The sequence below is a fragment of the Phytohabitans rumicis genome (assembly GCF_011764445.1).
In the GTDB taxonomy this organism is placed as follows: Bacteria; Actinomycetota; Actinomycetes; order Mycobacteriales; family Micromonosporaceae; genus Phytohabitans; species Phytohabitans rumicis.
In genome coordinates this window covers 8,990,322-9,004,064 of record NZ_BLPG01000001.1, presented here as the reverse complement: position 1 = coordinate 9,004,064, position 13,743 = coordinate 8,990,322, and the positions used below count along the sequence as shown (strand labels likewise).

Annotated in this window: 13 protein-coding genes; 9 read left to right on the top strand and 4 right to left on the bottom strand. The window is 72.2% G+C overall.

Features of this window, described 5'->3' with window-relative positions; all coding sequences use genetic code 11:
• Positions 1-5 precede the first annotated feature (5 nt).
• The gene (gene recQ / locus Prum_RS40905) at positions 6-1,955 is read left to right on the top strand and encodes a DNA helicase RecQ (RefSeq protein WP_173082427.1); all 1,950 of its coding nucleotides are present in this window, start codon (positions 6-8) and stop codon (positions 1,953-1,955) included.
• A gap of 16 nt (positions 1,956-1,971) precedes the next feature.
• Here the strand turns inward: recQ and Prum_RS40900 are convergent, their stop codons facing one another.
• Complete coding sequence (locus tag Prum_RS40900) at positions 1,972-2,334, bottom strand: DNA polymerase ligase N-terminal domain-containing protein (RefSeq protein WP_173082426.1); 363 nt, start codon at positions 2,332-2,334, stop codon at positions 1,972-1,974.
• Between the two features lie 44 nt (positions 2,335-2,378).
• Here Prum_RS40900 and Prum_RS40895 point away from each other — a divergent pair, with 44 nt between their 5' ends.
• Positions 2,379-3,842: a M28 family peptidase gene (locus Prum_RS40895; protein WP_173082425.1), complete on the top strand. Its 1,464-nt coding sequence runs from the start codon at positions 2,379-2,381 to the stop codon at positions 3,840-3,842.
• On the opposite strand, the gene Prum_RS40890 is transcribed toward Prum_RS40895, so the two are convergent.
• A complete protein-coding gene (locus Prum_RS40890; protein WP_173082423.1) occupies positions 3,742-4,872 on the bottom strand; it encodes a hypothetical protein in 1,131 nt (376 codons plus the stop codon). The two genes, Prum_RS40895 and Prum_RS40890, sit on opposite strands and share 101 nt — an antisense overlap.
• 467 nt (positions 4,873-5,339) lie before the next feature.
• Here Prum_RS40890 and Prum_RS40885 point away from each other — a divergent pair, with 467 nt between their 5' ends.
• The 7 genes from Prum_RS40885 to Prum_RS54160 all read left to right on the top strand — a co-directional run bounded on the left by Prum_RS40885 (position 5,340) and on the right by Prum_RS54160 (position 9,017).
• Positions 5,340-6,026: a hypothetical protein gene (locus Prum_RS40885; RefSeq protein WP_173082421.1), complete on the top strand. Its 687-nt coding sequence runs from the start codon at positions 5,340-5,342 to the stop codon at positions 6,024-6,026.
• A 5-nt stretch (positions 6,027-6,031) separates the two neighbouring features.
• On the top strand, positions 6,032-6,175 hold the full coding sequence (locus Prum_RS40880; RefSeq protein ID WP_173082419.1) for a hypothetical protein: 144 nt from the start codon (positions 6,032-6,034) through the stop codon (positions 6,173-6,175).
• Positions 6,175-7,128 (top strand): sensor histidine kinase, encoded by a 954-nt coding sequence (locus Prum_RS40875; RefSeq protein ID WP_173082417.1) that lies wholly within the window; start codon positions 6,175-6,177, stop codon positions 7,126-7,128. Before Prum_RS40880 ends, Prum_RS40875 begins: the two co-directional genes overlap by 1 nt.
• 134 nt (positions 7,129-7,262) lie before the next feature.
• Entirely contained in the window at positions 7,263-7,910 is a 648-nt protein-coding gene (locus Prum_RS40870) for a response regulator (protein WP_246278442.1), read from the top strand.
• Positions 7,911-7,919: 9 nt separating this feature from the next.
• Positions 7,920-8,336, top strand: a complete 417-nt coding sequence (locus Prum_RS40865; protein WP_173082413.1) for an ASCH domain-containing protein — start codon at positions 7,920-7,922, stop codon at positions 8,334-8,336.
• Positions 8,337-8,348: 12 nt separating this feature from the next.
• Positions 8,349-8,822 carry a macro domain-containing protein gene (locus Prum_RS40860; RefSeq protein WP_173082411.1) on the top strand — a complete coding sequence of 158 codons (474 nt, stop codon included), beginning with the start codon at positions 8,349-8,351 and terminating at the stop codon, positions 8,820-8,822.
• Between the two features lie 60 nt (positions 8,823-8,882).
• Entirely contained in the window at positions 8,883-9,017 is a 135-nt protein-coding gene (locus tag Prum_RS54160; RefSeq protein WP_281369099.1) for a hypothetical protein, read from the top strand.
• Positions 9,018-9,048: 31 nt separating this feature from the next.
• Here Prum_RS54160 and Prum_RS40850 read toward each other — a convergent pair whose 3' ends face one another.
• The gene (locus tag Prum_RS40850; protein WP_173082401.1) at positions 9,049-10,542 is read right to left on the bottom strand and encodes a hypothetical protein; all 1,494 of its coding nucleotides are present in this window, start codon (positions 10,540-10,542) and stop codon (positions 9,049-9,051) included.
• Complete coding sequence (locus Prum_RS40845) at positions 10,461-13,715, bottom strand: P-loop domain-containing protein (RefSeq protein ID WP_173082399.1); 3,255 nt, start codon at positions 13,713-13,715, stop codon at positions 10,461-10,463. Before Prum_RS40845 ends, Prum_RS40850 begins: the two co-directional genes overlap by 82 nt.
• Positions 13,716-13,743 lie beyond the last annotated feature (28 nt).

Below are 13,743 nucleotides of genomic sequence, written 5' to 3'. Positions count from 1 at the left end.
GCCCGGTGGCTCTGGAGGTCCTGCAACGCGTATTTGGGTACGACTCGTTCCGGGGCGACCAGCGGGAGATCATCGACCACGTGAGCGGTGGCGGCGACGCCTTGGTGCTCATGCCCACTGGTGGCGGCAAGTCGCTGTGCTACCAGATCCCGGCGCTGGTGCGCGAGGGCACCGGGGTGGTGATCTCGCCGCTGATCGCACTCATGCAGGACCAGGTCGACGCGCTGCGGACGCTCGGCGTGCGGGCCGGCTTCCTCAACTCGACGCTGGACTTCGGCGAGCGGCGGGCGGTCGAGGCGGCGTTCCTGGCCGGCGACCTCGACCTGCTGTACCTGGCGCCGGAGGCGCTCGGCACCGCGGCCGTCCAGCGGCTGCTGGACCGGGGCACGATCTCGCTGTTCGCGATCGACGAGGCGCACTGCGTGTCGCAGTGGGGGCACGACTTCCGGCCCGACTACCTGGCGCTGTCGATGCTGCACGAGCGCTGGCCGAAGGTGCCCCGGATCGCGCTGACCGCGACGGCGACCACGGCGACCCACACGGAGATCGCGACCCGGCTGCAGCTCGGCGACGCCCGCCACTTCGTGGCCAGCTTCGACCGGCCCAACATCCAGTACCGGATCGTGCCGAAGAACGAGCCCCGCCGGCAGCTGCTCACGCTGCTGCGCACCGAGCACGCGGGCGACGCCGGCATCATCTACTGCCTGTCCCGCGCGTCGGTGGAAAAGATCGCCGAGTTCCTGGTGGAGAGCGGGATCCCCGCGCTGCCGTACCACGCCGGGCTGGACGCCCGCACCCGCGCGACCAACCAGTCCCGCTTCCTGCGCGAGGACGGCCTGGTCATGGTCGCCACGATCGCGTTCGGGATGGGCATCGACAAGCCGGACGTACGCTTCGTCGCCCACCTCGACCTGCCCAAGTCGGTGGAGGGCTACTACCAGGAGACCGGCCGGGCCGGGCGGGACGGGCTGCCGTCGACCGCCTGGCTGGCGTACGGCCTGCAGGACGTGGTGCAGCAGCGCAAGCTGATCGACTCCTCCGAGGGCGACCTCGCGCACCGGCGCAACCTGGCCGCGCACCTCGACGCGATGCTGGCCCTGTGCGAGACCGTCGAGTGCCGGCGCGTGCAGCTGCTGGCGTACTTCGGCGAGGAGAGCAAGCCCTGCGGCAACTGCGACACGTGCCTGACGCCGCCGGAGTCGTGGGACGGCACGATCGCGGCGCAGAAGCTGCTGTCGACGGTGCTGCGGCTGCAGCGCGAGCGCAACCAGAAGTTCGGCGCCGGCCAGTCCATCGACATCCTGCTCGGCCGCAAGACCGACAAGGTCACCCAGCACGGCCACGACGCGCTGACCGTGTTCGGCATCGGCACCGAACTGGGCGAGTCCGAGTGGCGGGGCGTGGTGCGCCAACTGCTGGCCCAGGGCCTGCTCGCGGTGCAGGGCGAGTACGGCGTCCTGGTCCTCACCGAGGGCAGCACGTCGGTGCTGAGCCGGCAGCGCGAGGTCCGGCTGCGGCGCGAGCAGGCGCGGCCGACCACACCCGCCAAGTCGCGCTCGGCGGCGGCCGCCGCGGAGCTGCCGGCGCAGGCGGCACCGGTGTTCGAGCGGCTGCGGGCCTGGCGCGCGGCCACCGCCAAGGAGCAGGGCGTGCCGGCGTACGTCATCTTCCACGACGCGACCCTGCGCCAGATCGCGACCGAACACCCCACCACCCTGGCCGCCCTGGCAACGGTGAACGGCGTAGGCGAAAACAAACTGGCCAAATTCGGCCAACAAATCCTAGACACCCTCGCGGCCCTTAACCCCGGCCGCGCCCCTCCCTCTGCCCGTCGCGGGGCCGCCCTTCGCGCCGTCGCGCGGGCCGCCCCCTTTGTGCGTCGATCAAGGGCATATGGTCGTGCTTTGATCTCCAAACCACGACCATATGCCCTTGATCGACGCGAGATTCCTTGATCGGCGGCCCGACGGCCTACGCGGCGGGTGGTTGCTCCTTCGTCTGGTGCATCAGCCACCCTTCGGCGGTACGGATCAACGCGTACCGCCGCGGCAGACCCCTACCGTGCAGCGTGAACAGCAGCCGCCGCTCGTTGCGATCGTGCTCTTCCCACCAGCCCAGATCGGCGATCGACTTGTCCTCGTCCTGGTAGGTGAGGTGCTCCATGTCGTGGTCGGCCACCTCGACGGCGAGGCGGTTGTGGGTCGGGTCGGTGGGCAGGCCGCGCGGCAGCGCCCAGGACCGGAGGACGCCGCCCTCCTCCAGGCGCAGGTCGAAGTGGTGCCGGGGCCGCCGGTGCTCGTGCAGCACGAATCGCGGACGGTCTTCGCCTGCCATAATCTCCCGTTCTAGCAGCGGCATAAGTCGACTACAGTCAATCCATGCGGCGGCGCGACGTGTTGCTGGGGTCCAGCGCGCTGGGCGTGGGTGCGGCGCTACCTGCTCTACCGCCGGCACCTTACCTCCCGGACGAGGACACCATCTTCGGCTGGATCAAAACCGTCTACTCGCACGGCATCCGGCGGCCCGGCTACCCGGCCGATGTGTGGGCCGAGCGGTGGATCGCCTCCCGGTTCCGCCGCTTCGGGCTGGAGCGCGTACGGCTGGAGCCGGTCCCCGCCCAGCGCTGGCGCCCGCATCGCTGGTCCCTGCGGGTCACCCCGAACGGCGGCGCGACCCGGTCGGTGCCGTGCTACCCGGTGCCGTACGCCGCTCCGGCCGACGGGCTGGAGCTGGAGCTGGCCGGATACGACCCTTCGGTGTCAGCCGCGGGCAAGGCGGTGTTGTACGACGTACGGTTCCTGCGGTTGCCCGCCGACCTCGGGCTCAGCGCTGTCCTCCCGGACCGCGTCGTCGACCCCGACCGGACCCTGCCCGGCACCGAGCACGTGCTGCCGTTCGGGCCGGAGCTGCTGGCCGTCATGGAGCCGTCGATCGCGGCCGGCGCGGCGGCGTTCATCGGCTCCCTGACCGGGCATCCCGACGACTCGCACCACTACTACGTCCCGTACGACGCGGTCCGCCGCCCGATCCCCGGCGTGTGGATCAGCGGCAGCGACGGTGCGTGGCTGCGCGGCCTGCTCGCCGCCGGGCCGGTCCACGTGCGGCTCACCGCCACATCCACAGTGGACACGATCACCTCGCACAACGTGGTTGGCGAGCTGCCCGGCGCCGACGACGACCTGGTGATCGTCGGCTCGCACCACGACGGCCCCTGGTCCTCGGCGGTCGAGGACGGCAGCGGGATCGCGCTGGTGCTCGCGCAGGCGGCGTACTGGTCGTCCGTGCCCGCCGCCGAGCGCCCGCACCGGATGGTGTTCCTGCTGCACGCCGCGCACGTGGCGGGCTTCACCGGCCAGCTCGACTTCATCGCCCGGCACCGCGCCGAGCTCGACCGCACCGTGCTGGAGGTGCACCTGGAGCACGCGGCACGCCTGCCCGCGAACGGGCTGCCGGTGCCGCGCTGGTTCTTCACCAGCCAGGTGCCAGCGCTGGAGGCCGCGGTACGCGGCGCGCTGGTCGCCGAGGGCGTACACCGGTCGCTGATCCTGACACCCACGGCGCTCGGCGAGCAGCCGCCCACCGATGCCGCCTTCTACTACCGCGCGGGCGTACCGATCGTGAACTTCCTGTCCGCGCCGTACTACCTGTTCGACCGCGCCGACACGCTGGACAAGGTGGACCGGGCCGGCCTGGTGCCGCTGACCCGCGCGACGATCCGCGTCATCCAGTCGACCCGCGGTGTCACGCCGGCGGACTGGCGCCGTCTTGTTTCGCGTCCACCTTCGACGATCGCCCGCCCAAACCGACGCCGTGCTGAAGCAGAGCGCCAAAAACGAAGCTGAACAACCCGCCGACCAGAAGGATCCCCAAGTCCCGGACCGTGCCGGCGTTTCGCGCCTCGATCACCGCCAATCCTCCGCAGCCGGCCGGCGCCGCGGCGTCGAGCGGAGGGCTGCTCTCGTTCCCGTCGGGACTGACCACCCCGGCATTGGGGTACTGCTCTCTCGATGCCGGCGGCTCACAGGTCCACACGCCCGCCTCTTCGCCGATCTCGCCAAGGGACTTCGTCCAGGGGTTGCCGTCAACCAACCGAGGAGCAGGTCTGGATTGGCCGTCCGCGATGTGGCCGTTGGTCCGCACAATGACCCGACCGAACGTCACCGCGGCTGGGAGAGTGGCGGCCTCGCCGCCGTTGGAACTGTTGAGCGCGACATCGAACACGCTCCCGGCGTCGTACGCCCCGGCCCGCGCTTGTCCCACCGCGGTGGACTCAACGGCCACCAGTTCCGGCAGTACGAGGTAGCAGGATCCGGTCGAGCGGGGCGAGGTCCATTTGGCGTCGAACTCGAGCACGAGCGGCGTCCGGTGGCTAGCCCAATCTTGAATCGACACCCCGTATAGGCTACCGCCGGTAGTCGAGTCCTCTCGATGCGTAAAGGTGACCTTTCCGCTCCGGTTCGGATTAGGCACCTGGTCGGGGCCGTATACGTTGAGCAAGGCATCCGGAAGGTCGTAGCCGGACCAGTCGAGCATTCGCAGTCCGTCGTACGTCGTGTGCAAGGCCAGCCCCAGATGGCCAGCGCCGCCTATCTGTGCACCGTGCGTCTTCCAGAATTGAGGCGTCCCGGAGACGATCGCCTTCACCTTGACAGTGTCTTCGCATCCCGTCAGGTGAACCGGCACGTCGACCAGGACGTCCATTCTTAAGCCCGCACCGTTGTCGGGGTTGACTCCCCTGATGACGGCGGTAATGTCCGCCGCCTGAGAGCTGGGCTGCGAGACGACGATGATTTGGCTGTAAACAATGACGATGACGATTGCGGCCAACGCGATGAGTCCGAGCTTTTGCCATTCCCGCGCCTTTGTCATCATGGCGCAGACCTTACGTCGCACCGCGAACCAGCCGCATCGACACGCCAATGGGTCCGTCGTCGATCAAGGAATACGCCGCCGATCAAGGGCAAACGGTCGTGGATCGGAGATCAAAGCACGGCCATATGCCCTTGATCGACGCGGAAAGCCCTTGATCGGCGCGGAAGTCGTTGATCGTGTACCCCAGCGGGGGTATGGGAAGGGTCCCCGGGAGGGCGACGGTTTGGGCGGCGCGGCGCCATAGCGTCCCACGCCATGAGAGGCATCCTGAAGCAGGTCTGGTACGCGGTGCGGCCGCTGACGGCGCAGCAGCGGTTCCTGTGGTGGTGCGGCACGCTGATGCTGGCGTCCGGTGCCGCGCACACCGTCGTGGCGGTGGTGGATTGGGCGCCCTGGTGGGGCGCGGTGTCGTGGCGCAAGCCGGCGGTGTTCGGGATGTCGTTCGGCATCCTGTCCTGGTCGGCGGTGTGGATCATGCGGCAGCTGCCGGTACGGCGGTGGGGTGGCTGCCGGCCGTACTGCTCGGCGCCGGGTCGGTCGTCGAGATCATCGCCGTCACGATGCAGCGGTGGCGGGGCGAGGCGTCGCACTTCAACTACGGTTCCTCGTTCGACGAGGCGGTCTGGTCCACGATGGGCAATGTGGTGCTCCTCGTCGCGCTCGCGCTCACGGTGTTCCTGGTCTGGTCGCTGGTGCGGTTCGAGGGTTCGCCGGCGGCCCGGATCGCCGTCGTGGTGGGCCTGCTGGCGATGGAGGTGAGCGGCTACATCGGGTTCGGCATGGCGGACAAGGGCGAGAAGGCGGTGGAGGCCACCGGCCAGGTGCCCGAGACGGTGAAGTTCGGCGCCGAGGGCAGCGCCAAGCTGGCTCACGCCGTGGGCATGCACGGGTTGCAGCTGCTGGGCTTGCTGGCGATCGGTCTGGCCATCGGGTCGGTCGCACGGCGTACCCAGATCAAGATCATGGTGTTGGCGGCCGCCGGCTATGCGGCGGTGTTCGGCGGGGTGGCCGCGACCGCGTACGCCGGCCGAGCCTGGACCTCGCCCACGGCGGCGATGGCTGCGCTCATCGCGGCGGGCGCCCTGGCCGTCATGGTCGCGGCCGCCGCCACCGTGACGCGGCTTAGCCCCGCTCGCGCCGACGTGGTGAAGTAAGCGTCATGAGACGGATCGTCGATCTGCCGCCGCAGGCCGTCGACGCGGCCCTGGCCGGCCTCGCGGTGGCGGTGATGGTGACCGTGCGGATCACCGCGTCGCCGCCACTGGGGCGCGGCTGCCGGCCGCGATCGCGCTGGCCGTGGTGATGGGCGGCGCCCTCGCGGTGCGGCGCCGGTTCCCGGTGGCCGCGTACGCGGCGGGCTCCGCGGCCCTGGTCGCGGAGTCGCTGTGGGTGCCGACGGACGGGCTGTCGCCGTTCGTGAACCTGATCGGCATCTACTCCATGGGCGCCTACGCGACCCCGCGGCGCGCCCTGCTCGGCCCGCCGCTCATGCTGCCCGGCATCGTGGCGTTCTTCGCCGGCAACGACACCGACGCACCGGCCGCGCTGGTCGCCGGGGTGGTGTTCGTCTGGCTGCTGGCCTGGGCCGCCGGGTACGCCGGGGCCCGGCGCCGCGAGCGCATGGAGCGCGAGCGGCGGCTGATGAGCCGCGACGCCGTGTCCGACGAGCGCAACCGGATCGCGCGGGAGCTGCACGACCTGCTCGGCCACACGGTGAACGTGATGCTCGTGCAGGCCGGCGCGGCCCGCGTGGTGCTGGACAGCGACCCGGACCACGCCCGGGAGATCCTGACCGGTGTCGAGCGGACCGGGCGGGAGACGCTCGACGAGCTCGACCGGGTGCTGGGCGTGCTGCGCCGGGAGGACGGCACCGACCTGCAGCCGGGCCTGGCCGAGCTGCCCCGGCTGGTGGAGCGGATGGCCGGCGTCGGCATGGACGTCGAGGTCCGGCTCGACCCGCCGGAGCCCGCGCTGCCGCGCAGCATCGACCTGTCCGCGTACCGGATCGTGCAGGAGGCGCTGACCAACGCGTTCCGCCACGGCCGGGCCTCGTCGGCCAGCGTCGAGGTGCGCTGTGAGGGCCGGCGCGTGCAGCTCGACGTGCGCGACGACGGGCGCGGCCCGCAGGCGGGCTACCGGCCGGGCCGCGGGCTGTTGGGGATCTCCGAACGGGTGGCGGTCTTCGCCGGCACCGTGGAGCACGGAGGAGGTGACGGAGGCGGCTTCCGCGTACGGGCCGTCCTCCCGTTGCCATGAGTGAGCGCAGCGGCGCGGCGTCGTCTTCACAGCGGCGTTACGAACCGCCACCGCCCTCGGACGCCGCCGCCGCTGTGAGGACGTCGCCTTCGGGCGCCGCAGAGCGAGCGAACCATCAGGCACGGCCCGTCAGCGTGCTGTTGGCCGACGACGACGCGCTCATGCGCGCCGGGCTCGGCGTCGTGCTCCGCACCGCCGCCGGCATCGACGTGGTCGGCGAGGCCGGCGACGGCATCCAGGCCGTGGAGCTGTGCCGCACCCTGAACCCCGACGTGGTGCTCATGGACGTACGCATGCCGGGCATCGACGGCATCGAGGCCACCCGGCGCGTCGTCGCGGCCGAGCTGCCGACGAAGGTCCTGGTCCTGACCACGTTCCGGCATGACGAGTACGTCTGGGGCGCGCTGCACGCCGGGGCGAGCGGCTTCCTGCTCAAGCGCGCCTCGCCGGAGCGCCTGGTGGACGCGGTGCTCACGGTGGCGGCCGGGGACACGCTGCTCGACCCGGCGGTCACCCGCGAGCTGGTCGAGCACTTCGTCCGGCGTACCGACCCGGGCACGGTCGAGGATCCCCGGCTGGCCCGGCTGACCCACCGCGAGGTGCAGGTGCTGCGCCTGATCGCCGAAGGGCTGTCCAACGACGAGATCGCCGACCTGCTCGTCATCGCCGAATCGACCGCGAAGACGCACGTGAAGCGCATCCTCGCCAAGATCGGCGCCCGCGACCGCGCCCAGGCGGTGGTGATGGCGTACAAGGCCGGCCTGGTCAAGCCGGGCGGCTAGTCTCACGCGGTGACCACCGACCTGCCTACCTTCGAGTTCGCCTTCCCCGGCCCGCTGCGCGACAAGCTGGTCGCCGCCGTGCTGGACGGGACCAAGACCACCACCACCGGTCTGCTCCAGGACTACGAGATCGACGACGAGCCGCTGCCGGTCGTGGGCACCCGGTCGGCCGTGATCGACTCCGCCGGCCGCCCGGTCGCGGTCATCGAACTGACCGAGGTCCGGGTCAGCCGACTCGGCGACGTCGATCTCGACCACGCCCGCGGCGAGGGCGAGGGCCACGACTCGGTAGCCGCCTGGCGAGCCGGGCACGAGAACTTCTGGCACGGCCCGGACTACCGAGGCTGGCTGGGCGACCAGGACTTCACCGTGGACGACGACACGCCAGCCGTACTGGAGCGGTTTGAGCTCGTCGCGGTCCTCTGACACCGTTGCGGCGTGGTACCGCTGCGGATCATCAGGGGCGACGCGACCAGTCCCCAGGCCAAGGGGCCGAAGGTCATCGCCCATATCTGCAACGACCTCGGCGGGTGGGGCAAGGGCTTCGTCCTGGCGATCTCGCGTCGGTGGCCGGAACCCGAACGCGCCTACCGGCAGTGGCACCGCGAGCGTTCCGGCAATGACTTCGGCCTTGGCGCTACCCAGTTGGTCCAGGTCCGGCCCGACACCTGGGTGGCCAACATGGTCGCCCAGCGCGGCATCCGCAGCGGCAGCAACGGACCACCGATTCGATACGACGCCGTCGAGCGCTGCCTGCGCACGGTCGCCGAGCACGCCACGCGGTTGACCGCCACCGTCCACATGCCACGCATCGGTTGCGGCCTGGCCGGCGGCCGATGGGACCGCATCGAACCACTCGTCACCGCGGCCTTGTGCGACCACAGCATCGCCACCACCGTGTACGACCAGTGAGCCCGCCTCGGTCGGCCTCGATCCGCTGCGGTAGATGGTGGCGAGGGGTACTTTGCTGGGGTGGAACAGCGCATCAGCCTGGTCACCCCGGGGGTCGCCGACCCGGATGGCCATGTCTGGGAGGTCGCCTACAACCCCGGTCTGCCCCTGGGCCCGGACGGCGCGATCAGCATCCCCGACCTCGGCGCCCAGTAGACGGTGCCGTTGGTGGCCGGCGGTCTCGATGTCACTCGGGGTGCTCGTATAGCTCATCAATGATCTTGACGACGACCTGTGGGTATCGGCGCGCCATTGCCGGTAGGAGGGCGGACCAGGACCCTACGGCCAGAGCGTGGCCGAACAGGTGACCGGCGCGGGCCGGGCTCGCCGTTTCCGCCAACATCGCCAGTGCCTGTGCCTGCTCCTCGGGTTCGGTGATGCCGCGGGCGACCGCCTCGGCACGATCCAACTCACCCGCGGCGGCGGCTTCGACCACGCCGGTCAGCACCCGCGCCCGCTCGTCGGGTTCGGTGATGCCGCGGGCGATCGCCTCGGCACGATCCAGCTCCCCCGCGGCGGTGGCCGCCTCGACCACCGCGACCAGGGCTCTTGCCTTCCCATACAGTTCGGTGACGCGGCCGGCGGCGGCCTCGGCATCCGTGATGAGCCGCCGGGTCGAGTGCGGGTCGCCGGCGACGGCGGCCACCGCGGCCAGTGCCTGCGCCTGTTGCTCCGGATCATCGATGCCGTTCACGATCGCCTCGGCTCGGTCGAGGTCGCCGACCGTGGCCGCCGCCTCGGCGATCAGGGTCAACATTCCTGTCCGCCGATGCGGATTGGTCACGTTGCGGGCGGCGTTCTCGACGGCGTCGACGAGCACCCGGGTACGGTCCCGATCGCCGACCGCGGCGATGGCCTTGGCCGCCGCGGCCAGCATCCGGGTTTGATCGTCCTGATTCCGACCGTTGACGGCGATGGCTTCGGCGCGATCGAACTCACCCACGGCGGCGGTCGCCTCGACCACCACGGTCAGCACCGGCGGCCAGTGGTAGGAGTTGGTGAGGCTGCGGGCCAATGCCTCGGCGCGGCTGAGCTCTCTGGCGGCGACGGCCGCTTCAACCACCCCGATCAGCGCCGTCTCGCGCCGATTCGGATCGCTGATGCGACGGGCGAGAACGTCGGCCCGGTCGATGCCCGCGGCGATGGCGATCTTCTCGAATGCCCGGGTCAGCGCATGGACGTCGAGCATGGAACCGGTGATGTCGAGCGCGGTCGCGGCGGCCGCCTCGGCCAGGTGCCGGGAGTGGTCCGCATCGACGACGGCCAACGCGGCCAGCGCCTGCATCCGCACCTCCGGCCCCGTAATGCCGCAGGCGATCGCTTCGGCGCGAGCCAGGTCGCCGACGACGGACAGCGCCTCGGCGACCTCCGCCTGCATCCACATCTGCGCGAACTGCCAGGTGATGCCGCGCGCGACCGCTTCGGCGGCATCGGCGAGCGGCCGGGCCCGGTCCAGGTCGCCGGCCGCGGCGGTGGACCTCGCCGCTGCGGCCAGCAGCTGCGCCTGTTCCCGGGGAGAGGTGACGCTCCGCGCGATCGCTTCGGCTCGGTCGACGTCTCCCGCGGCGGCGGCCGCGTTCACCACGGCCGCCAGCGCCTTCACCGACCTGCCCGGCCGGATGTCTCGGGCGGCGGCCTCGGCCCGGTCCAGATCGCCGGCGGCGGCGACGGCGGCGACCATGGCGATCTGTACGTCCGCCCCCGAACGAAGTCGTGGATGCGCGCGATCGCGTCGGCGCGGTCGAGATCTCCTGCCGCCACGGACGCCTCGACCAGTGCTGCCCGCACCTGCGTCCGCTGGTCGTGGTCGGTGATGCCGCGGGCGGCCTCGCGGGCCTCGTCGACGAACCACCCGGTGCGGTCCAGGTCGCCGATGGCGGCGGCCATCCTGGCCGCTGCCGCCAACGCGTGTGCCTGCGCCGACGTGCTCGGGGCGGCGACGCTCCGGGCGATGGCTTCGGTCGTGTCGTCCAGCAGCTGGCGGCGGACGCCGTTGTCGTCGGCGCGCAGTGCGGCGAGCGCCCCCGTTCGCAGGTCCCGATTGACGATGCCGCGGGCGGTCGCCTCAGCACGTTCGAGGTCATCGCTCGCGGCTCTCGCCTCGGCGACCACGGCGAAAAGGTGCGCCTGCCGGTACGGGTCGGCGACGCCACGCGTGGCCGATTCGGCCTCGTCGGCCAGTCGCCGGGTGCGGTCGAGGTCACCGGCGGCGCCGGTCGCCGTCGCCGCGGCGGCCAGGATCTGCGCATCTTGGTACGGGTCGGCAAGCATGCGTGCGGTCAGCCTGGTCAGTTCCGACCGGCCGGGTCCGGCCATGTCGGCCAGTTCGGTCATCCGCCGGGCGCTCTGACGCCGGTCGGCGATGCTGCGGTGCGCGACCGTTTCGGCCTCGTCGGCCAGTCGCCGGGCACGGTCGTGATGCCCGGCGGCGGCAGCGGCGGTGGCCACCGCGGCGAGCGCCTGAGTCTGGTTGTCCGGGTTGTAGATACGGTGGGCGACGGCCTCGGCCCGGTCGAGGTCCCCGGCGGCGGCGATCGCCCCGGCTGCCGCGGCCAGGGCCCGCGCCCGTTCGTAGCCGTGGTCGGCGCGGTCGGCGAGCGCTTCGACAGCGTCGGCGAGCTGGCCGGCGCGGCGGCGGTCACCGGCGCGCGCCGCCACGTCGGCCACCGCGGCGAGCGCCTGCACCTGCGGGTACAAATCGGTTGTGCTGCGGGCGGTCACCTCGGCGCGGTCGAACTCGCCGGCGCTGGCGATCGCCCGGGCGGCGGCGGCCAACGCCCGTGCCCGCGCGTACGGATCGACGGTCCCGCGGGCGAGCGCCTCGACCTTGTCGGCCAGCATGCCGGCGCGGTCCCGGTCACCGGCGGCGATCGCCGCCTCGGCCACCGCCGCCAGCGCCTGCAGCCGCGGGTACGGGTCGGTCGTGTCGCGGCCGACCTTCTCGGCACGGTCGAGGTCCCCGGCGGCGGCGATCGCCCCGGCTGCCGCGGCCAGCACCTGCCCGTGCTGGTACGGGTCGAGGGCAGCGCGGGTGAGCGCTTCGGCGCGGTCGAACTCGCCGGCGGCGGCGATCGCAGCGGCCACCGCGGCCTGGGCCCGGGTCTGCTGGTACCGGTCGTCGATCAGGTCACAGGCCGCCTCGGCGCGGTCGAACTCGCCGGCCGCGGCTAACGCCTTCGCCACGGCGACGAACGCGCGGGCCCGGTCGTGCGGGTCGGTCACGTTGCCGGCGACCGTCTCGGCGGCGAGTGCCGTCCGCTGCGCCCGGTCGAGGTCACCGGACCCGGCGGCCGCCATCGCCACGGCGGCGAGTGCCCGAGCCCGGCGGAACTGGTCGGTGATGCCGTGCGCGACCGCCTCGGCCCGGTCCGGTTGGCCGATCGCCGCCCACACGGCGGGCAGCACGGTAGGTATCTCGGCATTGCGCGACGCGACACGGTCGCGGCGGATCGACAGTCGGGCCATGGCCAGCAGGTCGGGCTCGGGTTGGGCGAGGACCAGGTCCTGCGCGGTGGTGATCTCGCCGAGCGCGGCGGCGTCCCCGCCGGTGAGCGACAGCATCCGGTCGTGCCGGGTCGGATCGGTGGCCAGGGCGACCAGACGCGGACTGTCGCGGGTCTCGGCGAGCAGTTGCGGGTAGCCCCGGATCAGGTACCGCGGAGTGTCGGCCGGCCAGTCCCGGGCGGCGTAGGTCGCGGCCCAGTCGTGGAGCCGTTGGCGCCAGTCATCGATGAGACGGACACCCAACCGCGCGACCGCCTGCACGTACAGGGTCTCGTGGGTGAACAGCAGCACCGGTGGCCCGGCTCCGCCGGGGCCGGCCCGGCTGCCGACGGTGCGGCCGAACACGCTGCTCAGGAGAGCGTCGAGCTCGTACGGGGCGCGGCCGGTCAGGTGCTCGAGGTCGGGCTGGGCCAGGCCGCCGCCGGAGGCGGTGACCAGACCGACGACGTCGCGGGCGAGGCCGTCGGGGTCGCTGGTCAGCACGTGGTCGAGTTCGGTCTGGGCGGCCTCGGTCAGGCTGCGCGCGTGCGGCGACGGCGGCAGCGGCCGGCGCGCGCAGGTGTGCAGCGGATGGTCGGGGTCGACGTCCCGGGGAAGTCTCGGGTCGGGCCGCCCGGCGACGATCACGCGTAGCCGCTCGTCGTGGCGGGGCAGCAGGGAGGCGATGCTCGCCAGCCCGGACCTGGGCCGGGTGCTGTGGTCCTCGTCGAGCCCGTCGACGACCAGGACGAGCCGCGCGCGCTGCCGCGCGGCTTCGACGAGGGCCGCTTCCAGGAGCCGGTGCCGGAGCGCATCGCGCTGAGCGACGGTGACCAGGTTCGGCAGGGTCTGGCCGGTGATCGCGGCCAGCTGCTCGAGCAGCACATCGGTGTAGGCGGTGGCGTCGGCGTAGCCGACCATCCGGCCGGTCACGAAGAACGACACCACCCACACGTCCGGCGGCGGATGGGTGACGAACCAGGCCATCAGCGCCGTCTTGCCCGCCCGGGCGTCGGCCCGCCACCACACGTAACGCTCGGCGCCGTCGCAGAACCCGGCCAACTCCGCGAGCTCCGCGTCCCGGTCGTGCAGCTCGACCGGGGCGATCGTCCGGACCTGCGCGACGTATCCCGACCGGATCCACCAGCCGGGGTGCTGGCGGACCACCGCGGCCTCGGCCGCATCGCGGGCCCGGCGGGCCGCGGCATGCTTGCGCAGCCCGAGGTCGACCTCGTCACCGACCGCGCCGAGCGCCTCCAGCAACCGTCGGGCCTGGTCCGCGTCGGCGGGCAGCAGACCGCGCAACAGCTCCCCGACCCGGGTCGGCGCGGACAGCCCCATCAGTCCCGCGACGGTCCGCTGGCTGGGCATGCCGTTGGCGCGGTGCAGCCGGTCGCAG